Raw genomic sequence first — 24,505 nt, 5'->3', positions numbered from 1 at the left:
TACCTTATGCGCGCTCCATGGTACATAGCAACGGGTGTTGATGCTCTTTCGCGTATTGCGTCACCTGCTGCACTTTGGTCTCCGCGATCTCCGCGGTAAAAACACCACAAATTCCTTTCCCCTCATAATGTACTTTTAACATCACTTCGGTTGCCTGCTCATACTGCATATTAAAAAAGCGACTTAATACATCGATAACAAAATCCATCGGTGTGTAATCGTCGTTATGCAATACCACTTTGTACATTGGCGGCGGAGCAACACGTTGCCGTGTTAATTCCTCTAAACCACCATGTTGTACGTTGTCATCTTTATTCCCGCTCATAAACTATAGCCATGCCTGTGTATTCCATCAAAGGAGCTTTAGGTTAATTATTGGTAAAATTTAAGTTTAATTTTGCAAATAACTTGACTGTATGCTCAAATTATCTACATTAGTTGTTGGGATCAACAACAATCCCACCATCGAGACTAGAATACAGAATTTAGCTAACTTAGAGAAGGAAGTAAGTTGTATGGCTACCGGTAAAGTAAAATGGTTCAATAATGCCAAAGGATTTGGATTTATTCGTGAAGATGGCCGTGATGAAGATATCTTTGCTCATTATTCAACCATTAGCATGGACGGCTACCGCACGCTAAAGGCCGGACAAGATGTCGAATTCGACTTGTCTGAGGGCCCTAAAGGTTTACACGCCGTGAATATTAAAGTGCCCGACGACCTGATAGAGTAATTATTCGCACAACAGATATTCGCATAGTGCTAAGCTAATTGACGGCACAAAAAAGCAGGCGTAATGCCTGCTTTTACTTTTTGCTTAACACCGGTTTAATTTAAGCGTTGGCTAACGCCTGATTAAAGGTGTGGCTCGGGCGCATTGCTTTAGCGGCCAATTGCGGATTTGGCTTGTAGTAGCCACCAATATCCACTGCCTTACCCTGGGCACCGTTTAACTCTGCAACAATAGTCGCTTCCTGTTGCTGCAGTACTGTTGCCAGTTTAGCAAAACGGGCCTGTAGCTCAGCGTCAGCCGTTTGCGCGGCCAGGGCCTCTGCCCAGTACATAGCCAGGTAGAAATGGCTGCCACGGTTGTCCAGCTCGCCCAGCTTACGCCGCGGCGACTTATCGTTATCTAAAAACTTCGCCGTTGCCGCATCCAGTGCATCAGCTAATACTTTGGCTTTATTATTGCCGGTAACCTGGCTTAAATGTTCCAATGAAGCAGCCAGTGCTAAAAACTCACCCAGCGAATCCCAGCGTAAATAGTCTTCTTCGATAAACTGCTCTACGTGCTTCGGTGCAGAGCCACCGGCGCCGGTTTCAAACAAGCCACCACCGTTCATCAGCGGCACAACTGACAACATTTTAGCGCTGGTGCCAAGTTCCAAAATCGGGAATAAGTCAGTTAAATAATCCCGCAGTACGTTACCGGTAACTGAAATAGTATCCAGCCCCTGTTTCATGCGCTGCAGTGATAAACGCGTGGCTTCTACCGGTGCCAGAATTTGAATATCCAGGCCACTGGTGTCATGTTCTTGCAGGTAACTTTTCACCTTAGCAATCAACTGAGCATCATGTGCACGGGCACTGTCTAACCAGAACACTGCCGGCGTATTGCTTAACCGGGCACGGTTTACCGCCAGTTTTACCCAGTCACGAATTGGCGCATCTTTTACCTGACACATACGCCAGATATCGCCCTGCTCTACAGCATGCTCAAACACCACGTCACCTTTGCTGTTCAGCACCTGCACTTTACCGTCAGCGGCAATTTCAAAGGTTTTATCGTGTGAACCGTATTCTTCTGCTTTTTGCGCCATCAAGCCAACGTTCGGTACTGAGCCCATAGTACGCGGGTCAAAAGCACCATTTTTACGGCAAAAATCTATCGTTTCCTGATATACACCGGCATAACAACGATCCGGGATCATGGCTTTGGTATCTTTTAACTTACCATCCGTGCCCCACATCTTACCGGAGCTTCTGATCATTGCCGGCATAGAGGCATCAATAATCACATCACTCGGTACATGCAGGTTGGTAATGCCCTTGTCAGAGTTAACCATAGCCAACTCAGGTTGGGCGGCGTAACACGCTTTTATATCAGCCAACACAGCATCTTGTTTCGCCTGTGGCAAGCCGGCTACTTTGGCAAACATATCGCCGGCACCGTTGTTTACATCTACACCCAGCTCAGCAAACAACGCGGCATGTTTTTCAAATACCGGTTTAAAAAACACGGTAACCGCATGGCCGAACAAAATAGGATCAGACACCTTCATCATGGTGGCTTTTAAATGCAGCGATAACAGCACATCTTGTTGCTTAGCTGCAGCAATTTCCTGCTGATAAAACGCCCGCAGCGCATTTTTACTCATCGTAGCGGCGTCAACCACTTCGCCTGCCAGTACTGCAACCTTGTCTTTTAATACCGACACAGCGCCGTCTTTAGCAATATGCTGAATTTTCAGCGTATCGGCTTGAGCAAAAGTCGCTGATTTTTCGCTACCGTAAAAATCGCCTTGTGTCATGTGCGCGACATGAGATTTAGAATCAGAAGCCCATGCCCCCATGCTGTGCGGGTTTTTCTTCGCGTATTGTTTAACAGAAGCCGGTGCACGACGGTCGGAGTTGCCTTCACGCAGCACCGGGTTTACCGCACTGCCTTTAATTTTGTCATAGCGCGCTTTAACATCGCGCTCTTGTTCGGTTTTTGCTTCGGCCGGATAGTCAGGCAGTGCATAACCTTGTTGTTGCAATTCTTTGATCGCTGCTTTTAACTGTGGAATAGACGCACTGATATTCGGCAGCTTAATGATGTTGGCGTCCGGTTGATTCGCCAGGGTGCCCAGTTCAGTTAAGGCATCAGCAATACGTTGTTCAGGCTTTAAGAAATCCGGAAAGTTGGCAATAATACGGCCGGAAAGAGAAATATCACGGGTTTCTACCGCAATACCGGCAGCAGCAGAAAAAGCCTGTACTATAGGCAGTAATGAATAAGTCGCCAACGCCGGCGCTTCATCGGTTTCAGTGTAGATAATTTTTGCAATTTCTTTTGACATGTTAGTTCCTGTAATGTGTTCGCGATCAGCTGGCTTATGCTGGCCAGTTCGCACCTTCATCCGGGCGATGTTGATGTTTTAAACGCATTTGTTGCAAAGCGGCGGTAGTATAGCAGCATGACATTCAATAAAATAGGCAGCCGGCAGAGCAACCCGGCCGGATACAGTAGCTGCAATGGCCGGACAACACGCTTTGTTAAGCAATACTGACAGCAACTGTAAAGCCACAGGATGCTATGAATTTCAGCCATAAAAAGACAGAGAAACCTGTGCGCAGCAGACAGAATTTACAAAATAATCCATATACGAAAAAACGCAATGCGACCAAAGTCGCGCATCCGGTAATAGTGCTGTTTAACAAACCCTTTGACGTATTGTGCCAGTTTACCGACAACAGTACGCCACCGCGCACTACCCTGGCTGATTTTATTACTATTCCCGACGTGTACGCCGCCGGCCGGCTCGACCGCGATAGCGAAGGCTTGTTGTTGTTAACTAACTGCGGCCAAACACAGCACCGCATCAGCGATCCTAAACACAAAATGGCCAAAACCTATTGGGCACAGCTTGAAGGTGAAATAACCGACGCAGCGCTGGCACAATTAACGGCAGGGGTACAATTAAATGATGGCTTAACCTTGCCGGCGGTGGCACAGCGTTTGGCTGAACCTGCGGTTTGGCCACGCCAGCCGCCGGTACGCCATCGCGCTAATATACCTACCTGTTGGATAAGTCTGACTATCACTGAAGGCCGTAACCGTCAGGTAAGACGCATGACCGCCGCGGTCGGCTTTCCTACTTTGCGCTTAATCCGCGCCCGGATAGGTGATTGGACTGTTACAGATTTAGCGCCCGGCCAATATAAAGTGTTAACGCTGAAATAAGGATAATACTGACTCCATGAGCAGAGAAAAGCTACACCTTACCGTTGCCGCCATAGTGTGTTTTGAGCATAAGTTTTTGCTGGTAGAAGAAATTGACAAACTCACCGGCAAGCGGGTACTTAATCAGCCCGCCGGCCATGTTGAACAAGATGAGGACTTGCTCAGTGCAGCAAAACGCGAACTGTTTGAAGAAACCGGCCTGACGCTTGAACCTTCAGCCTGGCTGGGTATTTCGCAGTTAACCGCCGCTAACGGCCATCGCTATGTGCGGCTGAATGTGGTGTTTGAGCCGGCAACACTGCCGGTGCAATATCAACCGCAAGATAGCGATATTCTGGCGCTGCATTGGTACGGAGCCACTGAACTGGCAAATGCCGGCTTACCGCTGCGCAGCCGCCTGGTCAGTGATGCGATCACGCTATACAACGACGGTGTTCGCTTGCCGCTGTCGCTTATTCAACCAACGCGATAGCATGCGCAGCCGATAAATTTAATGTATAATCCGCGCCTTGTTTTTTAAGCCTTTAAAAGTGCAGTGCTATGCCAGATACCCGCTCAGCTGACAGCTCAGCCAACAACAGTAAAAAAGTCATCGTCGGTATGTCCGGCGGCGTAGATTCTTCCGTCTCAGCCTATCTGCTGCTGCAGCAAGGCTATCAGGTTGAAGGCCTGTTTATGAAAAACTGGGAAGAAGACGACAACGACGAATACTGCGCGGCAGCTGAAGACATGCGCGATGCGCAGGCGGTTTGCGACAAACTGGGTATTGTGTTGCACAAAGTAAACTTTGCTGCCGAATACTGGGACAACGTATTTGAATACTTTCTGGCTGAATATAAAGCAGGCCGCACGCCCAACCCCGACATTATGTGCAACAAAGAAATTAAATTTAAAGCCTTTTTGGAATTTGCAGCCGAAGCGCTGGGCGCTGATTATATTGCTACCGGCCATTATGTACGCCGGCGTCAACAAAACGGCCATTGGCAATTATTACGCGGGTTGGATACCAACAAAGACCAAAGCTACTTTCTCTATACCATAGGTGAAGAGCATGTAGCACAGACACTGTTCCCTGTTGGTGAGCTGGAAAAGCCGGCAGTGCGTGCAATCGCAGAACAACAAGGCTTAATTACCCACGATAAAAAAGACAGTACCGGCATCTGCTTTATCGGCGAGCGCAAATTTAAAGACTTTCTGCAACAGTATTTACCGGCACAACCGGGTGATATTGTCTCGGCAGACGGTGATATTATCGGCCGGCATGAAGGCCTGATGTACCACACCCTGGGCCAGCGTAAAGGCTTAGGCATCGGTGGCCTGCGCGATGGCGGTGACGAGCCTTGGTATGTTATCGGCAAAAATCTTGATAGCAATCAGTTAATTGTCGCCCAGGGCCATGATCATCCAGGGTTATTGTCTAAAGGTTTAGTTGCCAATCAACTGCATTGGACTGACCGTAAAGGCCCGCAACAAGCGTTACGCTGCACCGTTAAAACCCGTTACCGGCAAACAGATATTCCCTGCAGTTTAACTCCCAATGCCGATGGCACTGTTACCGTGCTGTTTGATACGGCGCAAAAGGCCGTAACACCCGGCCAGTCGGCCGTGTTTTATCTGGACGACGTTTGCTTTGGCGGCGGCATTATTGATATGGCATTAAACTAAATATGCAATATTCCCTTTCTACCCAAATTATTGCTCTGGCCGGCTTATGTCAGGCACTGAAACTGGTGCAAAACGTAGCCCGCAGCAGCGAAACAGATAAAGCAGCGTTGTCAGTCATGTTAAACAGCGTAGCCGTGATTGATGCGCAGGAGCCTCTGCAAATTTACGGTAATGCTCAGGCTAACCTGCAAACCGGCTTGCAACTTATTATCGACCAACTGGGCGATAAACCGCAAAAAGATGTCGAGCTGACCCGCTATATTGTTGGTGTACTGGCATTGGAGCGCAAACTGAACAAAACACCGGCCAATATGAACAAACTCGGTGGCAAGTTGCAGCATTTAGAACGCCAGCTGCAGCATTTCAGTATTACTGATGACAATATGCTGGCCAATCTGGCTGATATCTACAGCGACTGTATCAGCAGTTTAGGTGGTCGCATTCAAATTTATGGCCAACCGGATTTATTAAAACAACCCACCGTGCAGCATAAGGTGCGGGCGTTGCTACTGGCTGCTGTGCGCTCCGCGGTGCTCTGGCGCCAGGCGGGCGGCAGCAGGCTGAATTTTATCTTTAAACGTCGCAAGTTGGTGGCGCAAGCACAACAGATGCTGGCGCAACTACCCTCATCAAGCTTATAGGAGCCTGTATGCAACTGAACGCCCTTACCGCTATTTCTCCCGTTGACGGGCGCTATGGCAGCAAAACCACAGATTTACGTAACTATTTCAGTGAGTTCGGCTTAATTAAATACCGGGTGATGGTAGAAGTACGCTGGCTGCAAAAAATGGCTGCGACCGCAGGTATTGCCGAAGTGCCGCCGCTGTCAGCTGACGCCAACCGAGTGTTAAATGATATTGTCGACAATTTCAGCTTAAGCGATGCTGAGCGGGTAAAAGAAATTGAACGCACCACAAACCATGACGTTAAAGCAGTGGAATACCTGCTGAAAGAAAAAGTGGCCGCTAACAGCGAACTGGCCGCCATAAGCGAATTTATCCATTTTGCCTGTACCTCAGAAGATATTAATAATCTTTCGCACGGCCTGATGCTGAACGAAGCACGCGCGCAAGTGTTACTGCCACAATGTGATGCCTTACTGGAGGCTATTCAGCAATTAGCTAATGCCCATAAAACGGTGCCAATGATGGCGCGCACCCACGGCCAGCCCGCCTCACCTACTACCATGGGTAAGGAAATGGCTAACGTTTACATGCGCTTAAAACGTCAGCGCGAGCAGATTGCCAAAGTAGAGATCCTCGGTAAATTTAATGGTGCTGTCGGTAACTACAACGCCCACTTATCGGCGTATCCGGACCTTAACTGGCATCAGCTGTCAGAGCAATTTGTTACCGGTTTAGGCCTGAGCTGGAACGCCTTTACCACCCAGATTGAACCGCATGATTACATTGCCGAGCTGTTTGACGCTGTAGCCCGCTTTAATACTATTTTGTTGGATTTTGATCGGGATGTTTGGGGCTATATTGCACTGGGTCATTTTAAGCAGCGTACTATTGCAGGTGAAATCGGCTCTTCTACTATGCCGCATAAAGTTAATCCTATCGACTTTGAAAACTCAGAAGGTAATCTGGGTATTGCCAATGCCTTGTTTAACCACTTGTCAGCCAAGTTACCGGTATCGCGCTGGCAACGTGATTTAACCGACTCTACCGTACTGCGTAATTTAGGTATGGGTTTTGGCTACACCCTGATTGCGTACCAGGCAACGTTAAAAGGCATCAGTAAACTGGAAGTGAATGAAGCCAACCTGCGCGCCGAGCTGGATGCTAACTGGGAGCTTTTAGCTGAACCGGTACAAACCGTGATGCGCAAATACGCTATCGAACAGCCATACGAGAAGTTGAAAGAGCTAACCCGTGGCAAACGTATTACCCAAGCCGACCTGCATGTGTTTATTGATAAGCTGCAACTACCGGACCAGGTGAAAGCACAGTTAAAACAGCTTACGCCGGCCAACTACATTGGTGCAGCCGTCGGTATCACCGACACGCTGAAATAACGGCATTACATTAAGGCGCTGAATTCAGCGCCTTTTTTCTCAGGAAACACTTATGTATCAACTGAATTTAGGCTCGCTCAGCCTGACTGAGTTTCTCAATGACTACTGGCAAAAAAAGCCACTGTTGCTCAAAGGTGGTTTTAAACAATTTACTGATCCGTTGACAGCTGACGAATTGGCAGGGCTGGCACTGGAAGAGGAAATTGAGTCACGTATCGTCAGTTGCGTAAATAAACAGTGGGATATGCAAACCGGCCCCTTTGAGGACTTCAGCGTCTTTGGCGAAACAGACTGGACCCTGTTGGTGCAAGCTGTCGATCACTGGCACCCTGATGCAGCGAAACTGCTGGATCCGTTTCGCTTTATTCCGAACTGGCGTATAGATGACTTAATGGTCAGTTTTTCAACGCCTGGCGGCGGTGTCGGCCCACATCTGGATCAATATGACGTATTTATTATCCAGGGCGAAGGCAAGCGCCATTGGCGTGTTGGTATGCCGGACAGCAACTTGCAGCAAATGTGCCCTCACCCGCGATTGTTACAGGTAAGCCCCTTTACGGCGTGCATAGATGTTATAACGGAGCCCGGTGATATTTTGTATATCCCGCCAGGGTGCCCGCACGACGGTATCAGTATAGAGAACAGCCTGAATTATTCGGTTGGTTTTCGGGCGCCGGCACAAAAAGACTTACTCACCGGGCTGGCGGATCACTTAATTGACCATGATGTAACCGGCAAACGCTTCAGCGACAATGGCCGCAGCGCAGCAAAGTCAGTTGGCGCTATCAGTGATACTGATCTTAACCAGGTGCAACAGCTGTTACAGCAATTGGTTAATGACAAAACCATGTTGCCACACTGGTTTGGCAGTTTAATTACCCGCGCCAAACATGAGCTGGATATCAACGAGCCCGACCCGCACTACAGCAATGAGGAAATTGCTGAATATCTGGACGAGGGTTCGGTATTAAGCCGCTGTGGCGGTTTACGTTGTTGCTACTATCAGCAAACGCCTGACAGCGATATTTTGCTGTTTATCAATGGCGACCAGATCACCTTACCGGCCAATGAGTTGACGACGGCGCAGTTAGTGTGTGATTTCACAGCACTTGCACCGGAGCAAAACCTGCACTTTACTCACTCAGCAGAGCGCCTGATGCTGCTAACCAGCTTGATAAACCAGGGCTACTGGTATTTCAGCGAGTAACTGCATTTGTCTGCCCGATAATAAAGAACCGCACTAAGTGCGGTTTTTTATTTATTGTAAAGCAAAGACTACACTTAGCTAACTGCTTCAGCCTGCCACAACTCGTCTTTACTAAACATTTCATACAAGCCATGCGCGCGATTGATCAACAGATTGGCAAAATCCTGCTTGGTTTTATCAGTAATGCCTGAATCGATAATCTGTTGAGCCTTTAATTGCCATTGCATTGAAAATGCCCGTACAGCCTCTCTGGCGTTTGCCGCCGCAGAAAAAGCCATATGGTCTGTCGGTACATCACCACTTATTACCCAATATGACTGTTTATCTTTAGTATTTAGCTTCCACACCGCCATAAAAGGCGGTAAGTAGCGGCTTTCTGTGGCAGCAACATTGTCCGGTATAATGCCTTTACCGGCCAAGTGTTCATTTGCCTTTTGAAATTGTGCTCTTACCCATTCTGCACGGGCTTGTTCAATTTGTTGCTGAGTTAACTGCTCACTCATTTTACGACTTCCTGCTGTAGTGTTTTTGCTACTTTAGGTGACTCATTGCTGACAATCAAGTGTTAGTAAAGATTGTCGACAATCACCTGGACAGACCAGATTATTTTTTCCGGCCTTTCTGGTGTAACTCCGGTTGAAATGTTACATTTCGCGGCGCAAAAATGCCGCCATAACAGCGGCGGTTAACCAGGCAGACTTAACGTCCTGAAGCATTCAGGCAGTCATTAAACGGAGAAATCAGTCGTGGCCGTATTTAATCATTCTGAGTTCGATAATCATGAACAAGTGGTATTTTGCAGCGATGCAGAAACCGGTTTAAAAGCTATTATCGCTGTACACAGCACCGCTCTTGGCCCTGCTGTTGGTGGTTGCCGTTTGTGGGATTATGTCTCAGATGACGCCGCGTTAAACGATGTATTACGTTTAGCTCGTGGTATGACTTATAAAAACGCCATGGCGGGTCTACCGCTGGGCGGTGGTAAGTCCGTTATTATCGGTGATGCCAAGAAAATTAAATCTGAAGCTCTGTTCCGTGCCTTTGGCCGCATGATCCATCGCTTATCCGGCAGCTATTACAGTGCTGAGGACGTTAATATCACGACCGGTGATATTATGATCGTAAATAAAGAAACGCCTTTTGTCGCAGGTTTAGAGGGAAAAAGCGGTAACCCTGCACCTTTTACAGCACTGGGCACATATCGCGGTATAAAGGCAGCCGCTAAACATCAGTTCGGCTCAGATGATTTGAACGGTAAAACAGTTGCGGTTCAGGGCCTCGGCAGTGTCGGCTTCTATTTGTGTGAACACCTGCACAAAGAAGGCGCCAAATTAATTGTGACAGATATTAATCAGGACGCAGTTCAGCGCGCGGTAAGCCGGTTTGGCGCTACCGCCGTGGCACTGGAAGATATTTACGCCGCTGACGCTGATATCTATGCACCTTGCGCTTTAGGTGCAACTATTAACGACGACACTATTGCGCAACTAAAAGCGCGTATTGTTGCAGGCTGCGCTAACAATCAGTTAAAAGAAGCACGTCATGGCGAAGTGTTACGTCAGAAAGGCATACTGTACGCACCTGACTACGTAATAAATGCCGGTGGCATTATTAATGTCGCATCAGAAATGCGTCCGCAAGGCTATTCAGAAAGTGAGTCGACAGCCAAGGTCATGGCCATTTATGACACCCTGTTAACTATCTTCCAACGGGCAGATGCTGAACAACAACCCACCAGCCTGGTTGCTGATTTAATGGCGCAGGAAATTATCCGCCGCGGCAAAAACTGATACTTTTACCGCTAAAAACACCGCGCCATGCGCGGTGTTTTTTTATACCGCAGTAAATAACGCCCCCAACTTTAAGGGCACTATGCTCATCGCGGTTTCATAGCCGGTATTAAACAACTGCTGTTTTTGCTGCTGACTCATGGCAAAGTCAACCGATGACACGGCGCCGGTGTTTATCACTATGGTATTGTGCCAATGTTCAGCATGAACATATTCCCGTGACACTGCACTCATAAAAGTTCTGATTAACATATAAATATAAGACACCAACGGAAAATACCGACTGGTTCTGACCGGTTGGGCTTCAGCGTCGCTTTTCAGCCGGAAACAAATCAGCGGTATACCACAGCCGGACCAGTCATGGTGCAGGGCATCTTCAGATAAAATGACGCCATCTGTCATAATATGATTTTCAAACGCCTGAAAAGAGAAAAATAGCGGAATTGACATCGAGAAGCGGATTGCTTTGGAAACCTTCAGTGTGGGTGTCAACAGGCGGTTAAACACCACTGGCCCGCCCCCGTTAATGTCAGTCGCCAATATATGTAAATCATGTGGCAACTCGGCAAACGTAACCCCTTGCAATTGCTTATCCAACCAGGTTTCAAGCTTATTGCCGTTACACAAACCGCCGGTGCGCAGCAACGAAGTGAAAGAAAAACTCCAGAATTGCTTAAAGTCTGTTTGTAACGCCAGCGCTTTTATATCTGTCAAACTCCAACCGGCGGCATACAGTGCCGCGACAATACTGCCGCCGGACACCCCGACCAGATGACGGAAGCGGAAACCCATATCCAGCAATGCTTGTAGAATACCGATGTAACAACTTAGCCGGGTGCCACCACCGGAGAATATCGGTACAATTTCTTTATCTGCTTTACTTAACATATCAGCACCATCCCTGGCCGGTTACACAACCTTGTTAGTATGAAGCAATTTCTAAGGCTTGCCATTAAATGGCTGCAGCTATTTTGTACGATTTGCGCTAGTATAATGTCATTACACAATAACTTAGATATGGATTGTCTTAAGTATGTATAAAATTCTGTTCTGTTTGGCAGTGCTGTATCATCCCTTGCTTCCTGCCCTGGCGAACCTGAGTAACAGCATAGAACAGATAAAACCGTCTGTCGTGGCATTGGGTGTCTACAGTCCATTGGCCTCCCCCAGAATAAAACTCATTGGCAGTGGTTTTGTTGTTGCACCGGGTAATCAAGTCGTCACCAATTACCACGTAATAGCCAGGCCTTTGAGTTCACAACGTAATGAAAGCTATGTGGTATTGTCCGGCAGCGCAGAGAAAGTCAATGTTCATCAGATCATCAGCAGCAAAAAACAACCTGAGCATGATTTAGCGGTACTGAAAATCGATGCCAAGCTGCCGGCAGTAGTACTTGGCGACAATAAACTGATTGCTGAGGGCAGCGAAATTGCCTTTACCGGTTTTCCGATCACGGCGGTATTGGGGCTTTACCCGGCTACGCATCGCGGCATTGTATCGGCAATAACACCTATTGCCATACCGGCAGATAATTCAGCCCAACTGCAAGCATCAGCGCTGCGTCAGCTCAGACAACCTTTTATGGTGTACCAACTTGATGCAACAGCATACCCGGGTAACAGTGGCAGCCCGTTATTTGATGCTAAAACAGCAAAAGTTATCGGTATTATCAATCAGGTATATGTGAAATCGACACGGGAAGCGGTACTGCGCGACCCCAGCGCTATCAGCTTCGCAATACCAATATCTCTGCTGCTACCGATGTTAGATAATTAAGCCTTAGCATGATAACGCGACACCTCTGCATGGATGCTGTTTAATGGACCTACTTAGCCAACTTGCGTTGGACAAAATTGGTTTTGCTTTAGCGGCTCTGGCCAATCTGGTGTTTTTCTTGCTGATAGTGGTGACACGCGTTAAAAACCTGCCGCGTTTCCTGCTGCTATCCTGGGCGTTGATTAGCATAGTCTGGTCGGTGTTTTATATGCTGAGCAAAGCGCCGGCTTACTCCAACACGGCCTCTTTAATACTGGAATCAAGCCGAAACCTTATACTACTGCTGTTTTTGTTATCCGCATTAGGGCAAAAGAATCAGCGTTTTTGGCAGCTGTTGCAGAGTCAAAGCGTTATAACATTAATTCTGCTAAGCAGTATTTGGCTTGTATTAAGCAAATGGCAGCTGATTTCAGTAAATTTAATGTTTACCGGCAGCCTGGCACTGTATATTTTCCAACTGGCGCTGCTCGAAGCGCTGTACCGAAAAGCGGCAGAAAACCGTTGGCAATACAAACCGCTGGTGCTAAGCATCTCTGTCTGTACCTTGTTCGATTTTATTTTATTAGCAGAAGCGGCGCTGTTTGGCCAGATTGATGCGCAAATGTGGGCCGCCAGAGGCTTTATTTGCGCTGCGATGATACCTTTTCTGGTGATAGCGATACGTCGTATTCAGGCGTGGGGGATCAGTGTCTATGTATCAAGAGACATCGTGTTGCAAAGCACCTTGGTATTAACAGCCGGCCTTTATTTGTGTCTGATTGCTATAGCCGGCTTTTACATCCGTTATATCGGCGGTCAATGGTCAAACCTGGTACAGGCCATATTTCTGGTATTGGGCTTCGCTATGCTTGCCGGTATGTTATTGTCAGGCGCTTTTCGCCGACGCTTAAAAGTGTTTATTGAAAAACACTTTTTTGCCAATAAGTTTGACTATCGCATAAAATGGCTGGAGCTGACGCGACAACTTCGCCTGGTAGATATCAGTAAACCAGAGCAATACGACACTATCTTACATGCCTGGCTTAATGCTATTGGCTACAACAGAGGTTGCTTGCTTCGTGTAGGCAACAACGCCGATGTAATACCATTAGCCTGCGTTAACCGCGTATCGCTGTCCGGCAGTGAAAAAGCACTGGTACAGCGTTATATTGAAAAATTTGCCCATCAACATTGGATAGTCGATTTAACTGACTACACCGACCCGTTTACACAGCAACATCTAAACCAGCGCGATGTTGATATTCAGTTAATCCTGCCAATTCATTCCGAGAGTAAGTTATGGGGGCTATGCCTGATAAACACCCCCGAAGTAGACAGACAAAAACTTAATTGGGAACTTCGTGATTACCTGATGCTGGTTACGGAGCAGATCGCTAACTACCTGATGTTAATGCAAGCCAGTAAAACACTCAGCGAAAACGCCCAGTTCGCCGCGTTTAGCCGCATGTCTGCCTTTGTATTACATGATTTAAAAAACGTGAAAGCACAAATAGATTTAATGCTGCAAAACAGCGTAAAACACAAAACAAACCCTGAATTCATTAATGACAGTTTCGACACCTTAGCCGCTATGCAGCAAAGGTTGGCCAATATGCTATCGCAGTTAGGCAATAAGCGCAGCGCAAGCGCTGATCAAACCATATTTAAAGCTGCTGACGTGGTACAACAAATTATCAACCAACGTTGTGCAGCAAAGCATCCGATACCACAGCTAACTATTGACAGCGATGCACAGCTGTCCGTAAACAAAGAACGTTTTGCCAGCGTTGTCTATCACCTGATAGACAACGCGCAACACGCCACGCAAGCAGATGGCTGGGTTAGTGTAACCATCAGTAGCGATGCCTTATACCTGACATTGGAAATTGCAGATAATGGCTGTGGTATGTCGGCAGACTTTATCAATCAGCGCTTATTTAAACCTTTTGATTCCACTAAAGGCAACGCGGGTATGGGCGTTGGCGCCTACGATGCGCTACACTTTGCAGAACAACACAGCGGGCAACTGCATGTCAGCAGTAAGGAAGGCGCAGGTTCAACCTTCACGCTGAAACTGCCGCGGTATCAGCCTGTAAAAAGCAGTAACAACAAGGACTGTTAAATGAAAACTGTATTAGTCATAGAAGACGATATCGGCATCCAGAAACAACTGAAATGGAGTTTGCCTGATTATGAATTAGTATTCGCGCAGGACAGAGCTTCAGCACTAACGCAGTTAAGACGCTACGAACCTGAAGTGGTTACATTAGACCTTGGCTTACCACCGGACCCCGCCAATGCTAGCGAGGGGCTAGCTTGTCTGCATGAAATACTTACGTTGCAACCGGGCTGTAAAGTAATAGTGGTTACCGGCAGTAATGACAATGAACATGCGTTAAAAGCGATAGCGCTTGGGGCTTACGATTATTACCAAAAGCCGATAGATACCGCTGTATTAACCGTGATCCTTGACAGAGCATTTAAGCTTAGCCAGCTTGAGATTGAGAATAAAGCACTACGGGCAGCCAACCTGAACAATGCCGATATTATCGGTAACAGTGACGCAATGGCAAAGGCCTGTCGTACAGTTGAAAAAATTGCACCAACGGAAATTACCACACTATTGCTGGGTGAAAGCGGCACCGGTAAAGAAGTATTTGCCCGTGCTATTCACCGGCAAAGTCCGCGTAATAACAAAGCCTTTGTAGCGATAAACTGTGCATCTATTCCGGAAAATCTGCTGGAAAGCGAGTTGTTCGGCTATGAAAAAGGCGCTTTTACCGGCGCCAACAAAACCACCTTGGGTAAAATTGAGTGCGCCAACGGCGGCACCCTGCTACTGGATGAAATTGGTGATATGCCGCTAAGTTTGCAGGCCAAAATGCTGCGCTTTCTGCAAGAAAGAGTTATTGAACGGGTTGGCGGCCGCCAGGAGATTGAAGTTGATGTCAGGGTAATATGTGCAACTCACCGCAACCTGGCAGAGATGGTAACAGAGCAAAGCTTCCGCGAAGACTTATACTACCGGATCAGTGAAATAACTCTGCTTATTCCACCATTACGTCAACGCGGCCACGATATTGTGGTTATCGCCAAAGCCTTGCTGAATAAATTTAATCATGAATTTAATACACAGATCCAAGGGTTTACCGAATCAGCTATGCAAGCAATGCTGCAATACAATTGGCCGGGCAATATCAGAGAATTGCAGAATAAATTAAAATCTGCCGTGATCCTGGCAGAAAGTAAGTATATTTCAGCAGAAGATATTGGTTTATCTGAGCAGCACAGCAAAACCGACACATTACGAAAAGTACGTGAGCAAGCAGAAACAGGGGCCATTCGCCATGCTTATACATTGGCAAATGGCAACTTATCTAAAACGGCAGATGCCTTGGGTATTACCAGGCCAACGCTGTATGCACTTATAGATAAGTACCGCTTACACGACTTACGCAGTATTGAGGCTGAAACCTGACATAAAGCGATAAAAAAACCCCACCGAAGTGGGGTTTTTTCTTACAGGCTAATGCCTTTTTGTTTTGCTTTGTCTTTGATGTAAGACTCCCAGCCACGTACCTGACGTGACATACCGGGGTCCTTCTTCGCATTCATCAATGCAGCATAAGCTTCTCTGTACTTTTGCTGATAGAAATATGCATCCACCAAGCTCATGTAAACGCCGGAAGGTTTGTCTACATTCATCGATAACGCTTTGTCATACGCTGCTATAGCCTCGTTATAACGCTGTACAGCGGAATAAGCAGAGCCCTGACGGCGATAAGCATCAGCATCATTTGTCAGCTTAGCAACTTCGCCATAGTACTCAGCAGCTTTGAGGAACTCACGGGCAGACTGATAGTTAGAAGCAATAAAATTAAGATTGGTTTTGTCGCGCTTCACCAACCCGCTTTTCATGTGCTTTTCCATCGTTACAGCTGCTTTGTAAGGGATGTTATTATTCGCATACATTTGCGCTAACATTCTTACTTCAGAGTCTTTCTCCAGATAGCCTTGCGAGTATGCCAATTGCAATGTTGAAAGCGACTTGGAAAACTCTTCAGTTAAGGTATAAAAATTACCTAAGTATACCCAAAACTGTTTATTTTCCGGAAACAGTTGCACCATAGTTTCAACCACAGTAATCAACTCTTTATAACGCTTGGTTTCATACAATGCTGCCATTTTAAGCTGATAAGGACCTTCAATGGGCTTAGGTGAAAAACGGATAGCATCATCAGCCGGCGCTAACACTTTATCATACTGATTCATCAGATAATAAGCGTTAGCTATACGCATATAAGCATCTGAGTTCTGCTCACCGGTGAACATTATCCAACTCTCATAGGCTTTAATGGCTTTCTGGTACTGCTTATCCTGCAACAACATATCAGCCAGCAACTTTAAAGAGCCTGCTTGATCATTAAATGTCAGTTCGTCAGGCGCTACCGCCAACGTCAGATATTTAATGGCCTGCTTCTCATCTTTAGTCGCATACAGATTGCCGAGAAAACGGTTTAATGTCGCTGTATCAAAAGCGTTACTGGACTTAGCTTCAAGTAATATAGCGATAGCTTCATCAAGCTTTTCTTCGTTATAAAGCTCAAAGGCTTTAACCAAGACTTTACCAACCCGCTCACCCACGATCTGAGTTTTGCGTGCCTTACGCTCTTCAACCTTTGCCATATCCGGCTGTACGGCTGCAGAAACAGGGGCAATGGCTACACCAAGTGCGGTCAGGATTATTAATGCTGAACTAAGTGTTTTAAACTTTTTCATATCAACCTCCCGCCATGTCTAAAGTGAAATCCAACTGAACCTGCATGCCTGTCTGTTTTAACGGCTTGCCATCAACAACCTTAGGGCTGTACTTCCAGCGACGTAAGGCGCGGATCGCTTCACGGTCAAATACACGGCGCGGCTCAGCTTCGATAACTTCTACCTCATCTACGCTGCCATCTTCCATGATACTAAACCGCAATTTAACCCAGCCTTGTAAGCCATCACGGGCAGCCTGTACCGGATACCTTGGCTCAATACGCACGATAGGCGTTGCATCACCGTCGCGCATCATACTGGATGGGTCACCTAAACCACCGGCACCAGAACCCAAGCTCAAACCCGGCATATTAAAACCAATCGCACCGGCAGCATTAGCTGACTCAGGCTCAGGTTGAGGCGCCTTAGGCGGTTGAGCCGGCGGCGGCGGCGGCGGCGGTGGCGGTGGCCGACGTGTCTGCGTATCTGAATCAGGTGGCGTAGTGTTGAGCTCAATTACTATACGCTCTTGGTCAACCACCCGACGCTCTCCGGAACCTTTAACCAGAAGGGCCATAATCAGAAACAACACGAACGTTACCACCGCACCGATAATTAACGATGTTAGGAAACGTGCCATAGTTACTTAGTCTCCCCGGCGATACTGATCACCAGCGTTGGATCAGCAGCTTTAATCTGATCCATTACTTCCATCACTGTACCGTGCTTCGCTTCTTTATCCGCTTGCACAATAATAGTGTCGGTTGGTGATTCGGCTCTTAACCGTTCAATATTCGCAGATACACGCTCAACATCAACCGTACGCTTATCCATCCAAATTTCGCCATTCGCACGAATAGCGATAAAGATAGTTGCCGTAGGTTTTTTCTGAGCTTGTGCTGCTTCAGGTTTATTTACATCAATACCGGCCTCTTTCACGAAAGAAGTCGTAACGATGAAGAAAATCAACATAATGAATACGATGTCCATCATCGGCGTAATGTCGATTGCGGCCTCATCGTCTTCACGAATACGTTTACGTGCCATAAAAATCTCTCTTAATGATGCGGTAAGCTGTCAACGAGATCTGCTTTTTCCCGTTTAACTTTTACTTCCAGCCGCGAACTGAAAAATACGCCTGATAATGCTGCAACCATACCCGCCATCGTCGGAATTGTTGCCATCGAAATACCTGCTGCCATAGTTCTCGGATTACCTGTGCCAGTCGTCGCCATAATATCAAATACAGCGATCATACCGGTAACAGTACCCAACAAACCAACCAGCGGACACATAGCAACAAGCGTTTTTATCAGTAACATTCTTTGATCTAACTGAAGCGTCGCTTCGGAAATCCAGGTATCACGGATTTTATGTGCATACCAAGAGGTAGTATCTGCACGGGCGTCCCAACGGGTAATAATATCCCGCTTAATTTTCGGAAACACCCAGCTAACGTACCAGTAGCGCTCTAACATCATAAACCACATGACGAAGAGCACCAGGGCGACAACATACAATACGTTGCCCCCGGTATGAATAAAATCCTGTACCGATTCCCACAGCTCAATAAGCTGGAGCATCATCAGGCTTTCTCCTTCTCCGCATGAGCAGCAACAATACCTGCGCTTTGCTCATCCAGCACGTGTAAAACAGTTTTCGCTTTAGAAGCAACAATGCTGTGTACGAAAATCAACGGTAATGCCGCTATCAGACCTAACGCAGTGGTTACAAGCGCCAGAGAGATATCGCCCGCCATCAGTTTCGGATCGCCGGTACCGTATAATGTAATGGTTTGGAAGGTTAAGATCATACCGATAACGGTACCTAACAGACCCATTAGCGGTGCTACTGCCGCAAACAACTTGATCATACCGATACCACGGTCAACTTTCGGCGTTTCACGCAGAATAGCTTCATCCAGTTTCAGTTCCAGGTTTTCTACGTCAGCAGACATATTCTGATGGTATACCGTCAGAATACGGCCCAATGGATTGTCTTTTGATGGATTGGCCAGATTCTTCAGCTGGGCACGGATTTTACCACCCACTACAGTCAGCACAATAAAACGCTCAAGAGCAATCAGGAAACCGATAAACAGCAATAAAGTGATCAGATAACCTACAGTGCCGCCCTGATGGTAGTATTCCATCAACGTGCTGCGTTGCTGGTTTAAGCGTAGTAATGAGTTGCCTTTTGTCGGGTCCAGGTAGAAACCAACTAACTCACCAGGCGCTGCATTGTTAAATGCGGCTACTGAATTATGAATTTTTGCCTGTGGCGCACGGCCTAACGGCTGTAACTGGTCCGTTGTATCATTGCGTAACAGATACTCATCTGCGGTAGTAACGTGGAAAGTACCGAAACGGGTAACGCGCTTAGTTTCAACGCCGCCATCTAATTTAACCACTTCAGCATCAAACTTAGCCACTTTGCCGGATTCGGTCATTTCAGTCAGCATCGCTAACCATAAATCTTCCATTTCCTGCAACGTAGGTAATTCTGTCGCTTCTGCGATTTTACGCAGTGGAACATCACGATCAGGATATTGCGAGCTGACCACTGAGCTGGAGATAGTACCGATCGCCTGGTTGGCTGATTGACGTACTACACCAAATACTTCACCCATAGTACCTAAAGCACTTTCAAGTTCAGTTTGCTTTTGAGCGATAAGAATATCGTTATCCGCATATTGCTTTTGCAAACGCTTACCACGAGCTTCTTCATCAGCAAATTGCTTTTTAGCAGTGTTCAGCAATGCTTGCTTATCTGCACGCTCTGCCAGGAATGCACGCTCACGTTCCTGGTTAGCACGCCCTTCAATAGCACGCTCTTTTTTAATTTGCTCTAATAATTGGTCCAGTTTAGCGGTGTCAGCCGCTGCACCAAAAGCCATAGTTGCAGAAAGTGTTACTGCCGCAGCTACGACGAAAGATTTCATTTTCATTCTCATTTACTCTTACTCCGCTGCGAATAGTGGTACGCGATCCATTTCAAGCTGGGCTTCACGACGCGCCATCTTGATGAAACTGGTCACTGAATTCATAAACGAATCGGGTAATTCGTCCCAGCTTTGAGTTGTTTTGTTCCACACCCAACCGGCTTCACCGTCTAACGACTGTGCCATCAGCGCCAAACGGCCTAAATGCACATAGTCAACCGTCATTTCGTTGCCACCGACGGTTAAAGTCCCCTGGAAGGCAGCAAGCTCTGAGCCGTAGCCCATTTCAATGCTGTATGCTTCAAGAATTTGACGGAACTGCTCTGAGCGCTGAACATCTGACCGGCTCATCAATTCACGTAAGTTTTCTACGCGAGCGGTACGACGTTCTGTACGCAGTGGAATATCAGCTTTGATAAACTGTTCCAACGCATCAATCATGCGGAACATCAGAGGCACAGTGCCTTTGTTGGTATTTTCCAGGCCATCAATTTGACGCTGAATAGAGTTAATTTGCCGTTGTTGGTCAGCAACCAGAGTCGCCAGAAAGTCGTTATACACTTTCAGGTTCTCAGTCTGGTCGGTAACCTGACGGTACTCACCCAGCAGTTCCTGAGACTGTTCATATATAGTGTTAATTTTTTCTTGAGACTGCACAGCTGCGCGCTGGATTTGACTACCTTCCTGATGCAAAGCTTTTAAATCTGTAGCCAGAACATTCGCCGACAGAGCGAAAGTACCGGTCAGAGCTGTTGCAACAAGACTCTTGCGAATTTTATTGTTAAACATAGTTCCCAACCAATTATTGCTGATTAACGTAACCTGAAGTTGCAAGGGCCAAACTGTTCTTGGAGACAGAGGCGGCCCTCAGTTAGAGGGTAAACCGTCCGCATCATTACAGGTAAAAACGCCCTTGTCAAGACAACGCAGGCGTCCGGAGGTCTGCTCAGATGCGGCTATTTATGCGGTTTTTCACCCGATTTATGCGCTATTAAACAAATGAAATGAATTTGTTATAGCTCATTAATTTTTTTGCTTATTTTATGTTCGGCGTTAATTTCCCCGCCGCATATAATGCCACCATATCATCTAACGATATGGCTTTAATTTTACTGCCATGGCCGGCAGCATTAAAGGCTTCATAACGGGCAATGCAAACTTCCGTCATCGCCTTTACCGATTCTTGTAAATACTTGCGTGGGTCAAATTCAGCCGGATGCTGCGTCATATAACGACGAATAGCACCTGTAGAAGCTAAACGTAAGTCAGTGTCGATATTAACCTTACGCACACCATACTTAATACCCTGCTGAATTTGCTCTACCGGTACACCATAGGTTTCAGGGATCTGGCCGCCGTTATCATTAATGATTTTCAGCCATTCCTGTGGCACAGAAGACGAACCGTGCATTACCAAATGGGTATCCGGAATACGCTGGTGGATCGCCTTAATCCGGTCAATCGCCAGAATATCGCCTGTCGGTGGACGGCTGAACTTATACGCACCATGTGAGGTACCACAAGCAATAGCCAACGCATCTACCTGCGTTTCCCGCACAAACTGTGCCGCTTCTTCCGGGTCAGTCAGCATTTGATCATGGCTTAATATGCAATCTGCACCTATGCCATCCTCTTCGCCGGCTGCGCCGGTTTCCAGTGAGCCTAAACAACCTAACTCGCCCTCTACCGACACACCACAGGCATGCGCTATTTCTACAACTTTACGGGTTACATTAGCATTGTATGCATAGTCCATCGGTGTTTTACCGTCTTCACCCAAGGAGCCGTCCATCATTACCGACGAAAAGCCCAATTGAATGGAGCGCTGGCATACTCCCAACGACGTACCGTGATCCTGGTGCATTACCACCGGGATATGCGGAAACTCTTCTACCGCCGCCAGAATTAAATGGCGCAGAAAAGGCGCACCGGCGTATTTACGCGCACCGGCAGATGCCTGCACTATTACCGGACTGTCGGTTTTATCGGCAGCCAACATAATAGCGCGCATTTGCTCAAGGTTGTTTACGTTAAAAGCCGGTATGCCGTAGCCGAATTCGGCAGCATGATCCAGCATTTGACGCAGGGAAATAAGGGCCATGAAATCCTCTCTTAATCTTTTAGGGTACAGTTGTAATATGAGATTTTTATTATTGTGTTATTGCGCGTTGTTCCAGTATAGCTACTGCCGGCAGAGTTTTACCTTCAAGAAACTCAAGAAAGGCACCGCCGCCGGTAGACACATAGGACACTTTGTCAGCAATATTGTACTTGTCGATAGCGGCCAGGGTATCGCCACCACCGGCAATTGAAAAAGCATCACTGTCAGCAATCGCTTGTGCCAGCGCTTTGGTCCCTTCTGCAAATTGATCAAACTCAAATACGCCGACCGGACCGTTCCAGACAATGGTACCGGCTGATTTTAAGATATTAACCAGCTGAGCTGTGGTATCCGGGCCAATATCAAAAATCATATCGCTATCGTCAACCGCGGATACCGGTTTTAATGTTGCTACTGCCGTTTCGCTGAACACTTGCCCCACAACCACATCAGTAGGTACCGGGATATTACCGCCGCGGCTTTTAGCCTGTGCCATCAGACGTTGTGCTTCAGGAACTAAATCGGCTTCGAACAGTGATTTACCTACATTATTGCCATTAGCCGCAATAAAGGTGTTAGCAATGCCACCGCCAACGATAAGCTGATCAACGATGCCGGATAACGACTCCAGCACGGTAAGCTTGGTAGAGACTTTAGAGCCACCAACAATTGCCACCAGAGGTCGTTTCGGATTTTTCAGCGCCGCTGCTAAAGCATCCAACTCTGCTACTAATAAAGGGCCGGCACAGGCTACCGGCGCAAATTTCGCTACGCCATGGGTTGAAGCCTGAGCACGGTGTGCGGTGCCAAAGGCATCCATGACAAAAACATCGCACAATGCCGCCAGCTTTTGCGCCAATGCATCGTCGTTTTTGCCTTCACCTTTATTAAAGCGCACATTTTCAAACACTACGACTTCACCGGCATTGATGTCGATACCATCCAGGTAACCAGCCGCTAAACGCACGGGAGCTGCCAATACCTGCGAAAGATAATCCACTACCGGCTGCAGCGATGACTCTGCATCGTATTCACCCTCTTGTGGCCGGCCCAGGTGCGACATCACCATCACTTTTGCGCCCTTGCTCAAAGCCAACTCAATTGTAGGTATGGCGGCTTTTAACCTGGCATCTGAAGTTACCTTGCCGTTTTTTACCGGCACGTTTAAGTCTTCGCGGATCAGTACACGTTTGCCGTTAAGATCCAAATCGCTCATGCGAATAACAGACATTTCTTGCTCCTTGTATTAAATTCGTTTACATCATCGCCCGTGCAGTATCAAGCATACGGTTTGCAAAGCCCCATTCGTTGTCACACCACACCAGGCATTTTACCAGCCGTTTGTGACTAACACGGGTTTGCGACCCGTCAACAATGCAAGAATGCGCATCGTGGTTAAAATCCACTGACACCAAGGGCTCTTCGGTGTAGTCCAGAATACCGGCCAATTCACCAAAGCGCGCTTGTTGCAGCGCCTTGTTAACCGCCGCAATGCTAACGTCCTGATGCAGGCTGACACTTAAATCCATTGCCGTCACATTAACGGTGGGTACCCGCACCGCTATGGCTTCAAAGCGGCCGGCAAATTTCGGTAATATGCGCTCTATGCCCAACGCCAACTTAGTATCGACCGGGATAATAGACTGGCTGGCCGCGCGGGTACGGCGTAAATCCGGATGGTAGGCATCTATTACCTGCTGATCATGCATCGACGCATGGATAGTCGTAATAGTACCGCTTTCAACGCCAAAATGCTGATCCAACACCTGGATCACCGGCACGATACAGTTAGTGGTGCAAGACCCTGCAGATACCACTGTCATATCTGCTGTTAAACTGCTCTGGTTAATGCCGAAGATAATAGTGGCATCAATGTCGGTGTCAGCAGGGTGCGAAAACAGCACTTTTTTCGCGCCAGCGGTCAGATGCCAGTTAGCGTGCTCGCGGCTGTGAAATACACCGGTACACTCCAGTACCACATCAACTGCCAGCTCACTCCAAGGCAGCTCCAGCGGATCAGCCTCTGAAAACAAGGCTATTTTATGTTCAGCTACCGTGATGCCGCCGTCGTAAGCGCCAACACTAAAACCAAAACGACCATGTGATGTGTCATATTTCAGCAGATGCGCGACACCTTTGGCATCGGCCAGCTCATTAATAGCCACCACCTGCAGCTCATGTTGCCAACCATTTTCATAAATAGCGCGTAAAATATTGCGCCCGATACGGCCAAAGCCGTTTATTGCAAGTCTGATTGCCATAACACCACACTAAAATATGACATAAGAAAATGGGACCTGACACGGTCCCATTGTATTGA

The 24,505-nt window shown here is 47.3% G+C and carries 24 protein-coding genes; 11 read left to right on the top strand and 13 right to left on the bottom strand.

Annotated features, from left to right (window positions below):
* Positions 1 to 4 precede the first annotated feature (4 nt).
* The gene (clpS, locus tag HRH59_RS02900) at positions 5 to 325 is read right to left on the bottom strand and encodes an ATP-dependent Clp protease adapter ClpS (protein ID WP_173499767.1); all 321 of its coding nucleotides are present in this window, start codon (positions 323 to 325) and stop codon (positions 5 to 7) included.
* A gap of 190 nt (positions 326 to 515) precedes the next feature.
* Here clpS and cspD point away from each other — a divergent pair, with 190 nt between their 5' ends.
* Complete coding sequence (gene cspD / locus HRH59_RS02895) at positions 516 to 734, top strand: cold shock domain-containing protein CspD (RefSeq protein ID WP_173499766.1); 219 nt, start codon at positions 516 to 518, stop codon at positions 732 to 734.
* A gap of 100 nt (positions 735 to 834) precedes the next feature.
* On the opposite strand, the gene HRH59_RS02890 is transcribed toward cspD, so the two are convergent.
* Entirely contained in the window at positions 835 to 3,063 is a 2,229-nt protein-coding gene (locus HRH59_RS02890) for an NADP-dependent isocitrate dehydrogenase (protein ID WP_173499765.1), read from the bottom strand.
* A gap of 344 nt (positions 3,064 to 3,407) precedes the next feature.
* Between HRH59_RS02890 and HRH59_RS02885 the strand changes: the two genes are divergently transcribed.
* The 6 genes from HRH59_RS02885 to HRH59_RS02860 all read left to right on the top strand — a co-directional run bounded on the left by HRH59_RS02885 (position 3,408) and on the right by HRH59_RS02860 (position 8,839).
* The gene (locus tag HRH59_RS02885) at positions 3,408 to 3,947 is read left to right on the top strand and encodes a pseudouridine synthase (protein ID WP_456239044.1); all 540 of its coding nucleotides are present in this window, start codon (positions 3,408 to 3,410) and stop codon (positions 3,945 to 3,947) included.
* A gap of 16 nt (positions 3,948 to 3,963) precedes the next feature.
* Positions 3,964 to 4,419 (top strand): NUDIX domain-containing protein, encoded by a 456-nt coding sequence (locus tag HRH59_RS02880; RefSeq protein ID WP_173499763.1) that lies wholly within the window; start codon positions 3,964 to 3,966, stop codon positions 4,417 to 4,419.
* 68 nt (positions 4,420 to 4,487) lie between these two features.
* Positions 4,488 to 5,612: a tRNA 2-thiouridine(34) synthase MnmA gene (mnmA, locus tag HRH59_RS02875; RefSeq protein ID WP_173499762.1), complete on the top strand. Its 1,125-nt coding sequence runs from the start codon at positions 4,488 to 4,490 to the stop codon at positions 5,610 to 5,612.
* Positions 5,613 to 5,614: 2 nt separating this feature from the next.
* Positions 5,615 to 6,253, top strand: coding sequence for a high frequency lysogenization protein HflD (hflD, locus tag HRH59_RS02870; protein ID WP_173499761.1), 639 nt, complete (start codon positions 5,615 to 5,617; stop codon positions 6,251 to 6,253).
* Positions 6,254 to 6,261: 8 nt separating this feature from the next.
* Positions 6,262 to 7,632 carry an adenylosuccinate lyase gene (gene purB / locus HRH59_RS02865; RefSeq protein WP_173499760.1) on the top strand — a complete coding sequence of 457 codons (1,371 nt, stop codon included), beginning with the start codon at positions 6,262 to 6,264 and terminating at the stop codon, positions 7,630 to 7,632.
* A gap of 52 nt (positions 7,633 to 7,684) precedes the next feature.
* Entirely contained in the window at positions 7,685 to 8,839 is a 1,155-nt protein-coding gene (locus HRH59_RS02860; RefSeq protein WP_173499759.1) for a ribosomal protein uL16 3-hydroxylase, read from the top strand.
* Positions 8,840 to 8,913: 74 nt separating this feature from the next.
* On the opposite strand, the gene HRH59_RS02855 is transcribed toward HRH59_RS02860, so the two are convergent.
* Positions 8,914 to 9,342, bottom strand: coding sequence for a DUF4826 family protein (locus HRH59_RS02855; protein WP_173499758.1), 429 nt, complete (start codon positions 9,340 to 9,342; stop codon positions 8,914 to 8,916).
* 243 nt (positions 9,343 to 9,585) lie between these two features.
* On the opposite strand from HRH59_RS02855, the gene HRH59_RS19530 reads away from it, so the two are divergent.
* Positions 9,586 to 10,629, top strand: coding sequence for a Leu/Phe/Val dehydrogenase (locus HRH59_RS19530; RefSeq protein WP_173499757.1), 1,044 nt, complete (start codon positions 9,586 to 9,588; stop codon positions 10,627 to 10,629).
* A gap of 42 nt (positions 10,630 to 10,671) precedes the next feature.
* Here HRH59_RS19530 and HRH59_RS02845 read toward each other — a convergent pair whose 3' ends face one another.
* On the bottom strand, positions 10,672 to 11,517 hold the full coding sequence (locus tag HRH59_RS02845; protein WP_173499756.1) for a patatin-like phospholipase family protein: 846 nt from the start codon (positions 11,515 to 11,517) through the stop codon (positions 10,672 to 10,674).
* A gap of 145 nt (positions 11,518 to 11,662) precedes the next feature.
* Here HRH59_RS02845 and HRH59_RS02840 point away from each other — a divergent pair, with 145 nt between their 5' ends.
* The 3 genes from HRH59_RS02840 to prsR are packed head-to-tail and all read left to right on the top strand — an operon-like array spanning position 11,663 to position 15,863.
* The gene (locus tag HRH59_RS02840; protein ID WP_173499755.1) at positions 11,663 to 12,406 is read left to right on the top strand and encodes a S1 family peptidase; all 744 of its coding nucleotides are present in this window, start codon (positions 11,663 to 11,665) and stop codon (positions 12,404 to 12,406) included.
* 43 nt (positions 12,407 to 12,449) lie between these two features.
* The gene (prsK, locus tag HRH59_RS02835; protein WP_173499754.1) at positions 12,450 to 14,507 is read left to right on the top strand and encodes an XrtA/PEP-CTERM system histidine kinase PrsK; all 2,058 of its coding nucleotides are present in this window, start codon (positions 12,450 to 12,452) and stop codon (positions 14,505 to 14,507) included.
* A complete protein-coding gene (gene prsR / locus HRH59_RS02830; RefSeq protein WP_173499753.1) occupies positions 14,508 to 15,863 on the top strand; it encodes a PEP-CTERM-box response regulator transcription factor in 1,356 nt (451 codons plus the stop codon).
* 41 nt (positions 15,864 to 15,904) lie between these two features.
* Here the strand turns inward: prsR and HRH59_RS02825 are convergent, their stop codons facing one another.
* The 9 genes from HRH59_RS02825 to epd form a co-directional block, all read right to left on the bottom strand.
* Positions 15,905 to 17,164, bottom strand: a complete 1,260-nt coding sequence (locus HRH59_RS02825; RefSeq protein ID WP_173499752.1) for a tetratricopeptide repeat protein — start codon at positions 17,162 to 17,164, stop codon at positions 15,905 to 15,907.
* A 1-nt stretch (position 17,165) separates the two neighbouring features.
* Positions 17,166 to 17,783, bottom strand: coding sequence for an energy transducer TonB (locus HRH59_RS19415; RefSeq protein ID WP_173499751.1), 618 nt, complete (start codon positions 17,781 to 17,783; stop codon positions 17,166 to 17,168).
* Between the two features lie 2 nt (positions 17,784 to 17,785).
* The gene (locus HRH59_RS02815; protein ID WP_173499750.1) at positions 17,786 to 18,190 is read right to left on the bottom strand and encodes an ExbD/TolR family protein; all 405 of its coding nucleotides are present in this window, start codon (positions 18,188 to 18,190) and stop codon (positions 17,786 to 17,788) included.
* 11 nt (positions 18,191 to 18,201) lie between these two features.
* Complete coding sequence (locus tag HRH59_RS02810) at positions 18,202 to 18,729, bottom strand: MotA/TolQ/ExbB proton channel family protein (protein WP_218573444.1); 528 nt, start codon at positions 18,727 to 18,729, stop codon at positions 18,202 to 18,204.
* Positions 18,729 to 20,084: a MotA/TolQ/ExbB proton channel family protein gene (locus HRH59_RS02805; protein ID WP_231702377.1), complete on the bottom strand. Its 1,356-nt coding sequence runs from the start codon at positions 20,082 to 20,084 to the stop codon at positions 18,729 to 18,731. Before HRH59_RS02805 ends, HRH59_RS02810 begins: the two co-directional genes overlap by 1 nt.
* An 18-nt stretch (positions 20,085 to 20,102) precedes the next feature.
* Positions 20,103 to 20,873 (bottom strand): DUF3450 domain-containing protein, encoded by a 771-nt coding sequence (locus HRH59_RS02800; protein ID WP_173499748.1) that lies wholly within the window; start codon positions 20,871 to 20,873, stop codon positions 20,103 to 20,105.
* Positions 20,874 to 21,120: 247 nt separating this feature from the next.
* Positions 21,121 to 22,185 (bottom strand): class II fructose-bisphosphate aldolase, encoded by a 1,065-nt coding sequence (fba, locus tag HRH59_RS02795; RefSeq protein WP_173499747.1) that lies wholly within the window; start codon positions 22,183 to 22,185, stop codon positions 21,121 to 21,123.
* 49 nt (positions 22,186 to 22,234) lie between these two features.
* Entirely contained in the window at positions 22,235 to 23,416 is a 1,182-nt protein-coding gene (locus tag HRH59_RS02790) for a phosphoglycerate kinase (protein ID WP_173499746.1), read from the bottom strand.
* Positions 23,417 to 23,441: 25 nt separating this feature from the next.
* Complete coding sequence (gene epd / locus HRH59_RS02785) at positions 23,442 to 24,446, bottom strand: erythrose-4-phosphate dehydrogenase (RefSeq protein ID WP_173499745.1); 1,005 nt, start codon at positions 24,444 to 24,446, stop codon at positions 23,442 to 23,444.
* Positions 24,447 to 24,505 lie beyond the last annotated feature (59 nt).

Source organism: Rheinheimera lutimaris (genome assembly GCF_013283795.1).
Classification (GTDB): domain Bacteria; phylum Pseudomonadota; class Gammaproteobacteria; order Enterobacterales; family Alteromonadaceae; genus Alishewanella; species Alishewanella lutimaris.
This window is presented reverse-complemented; position numbering and strand designations above follow the sequence as displayed.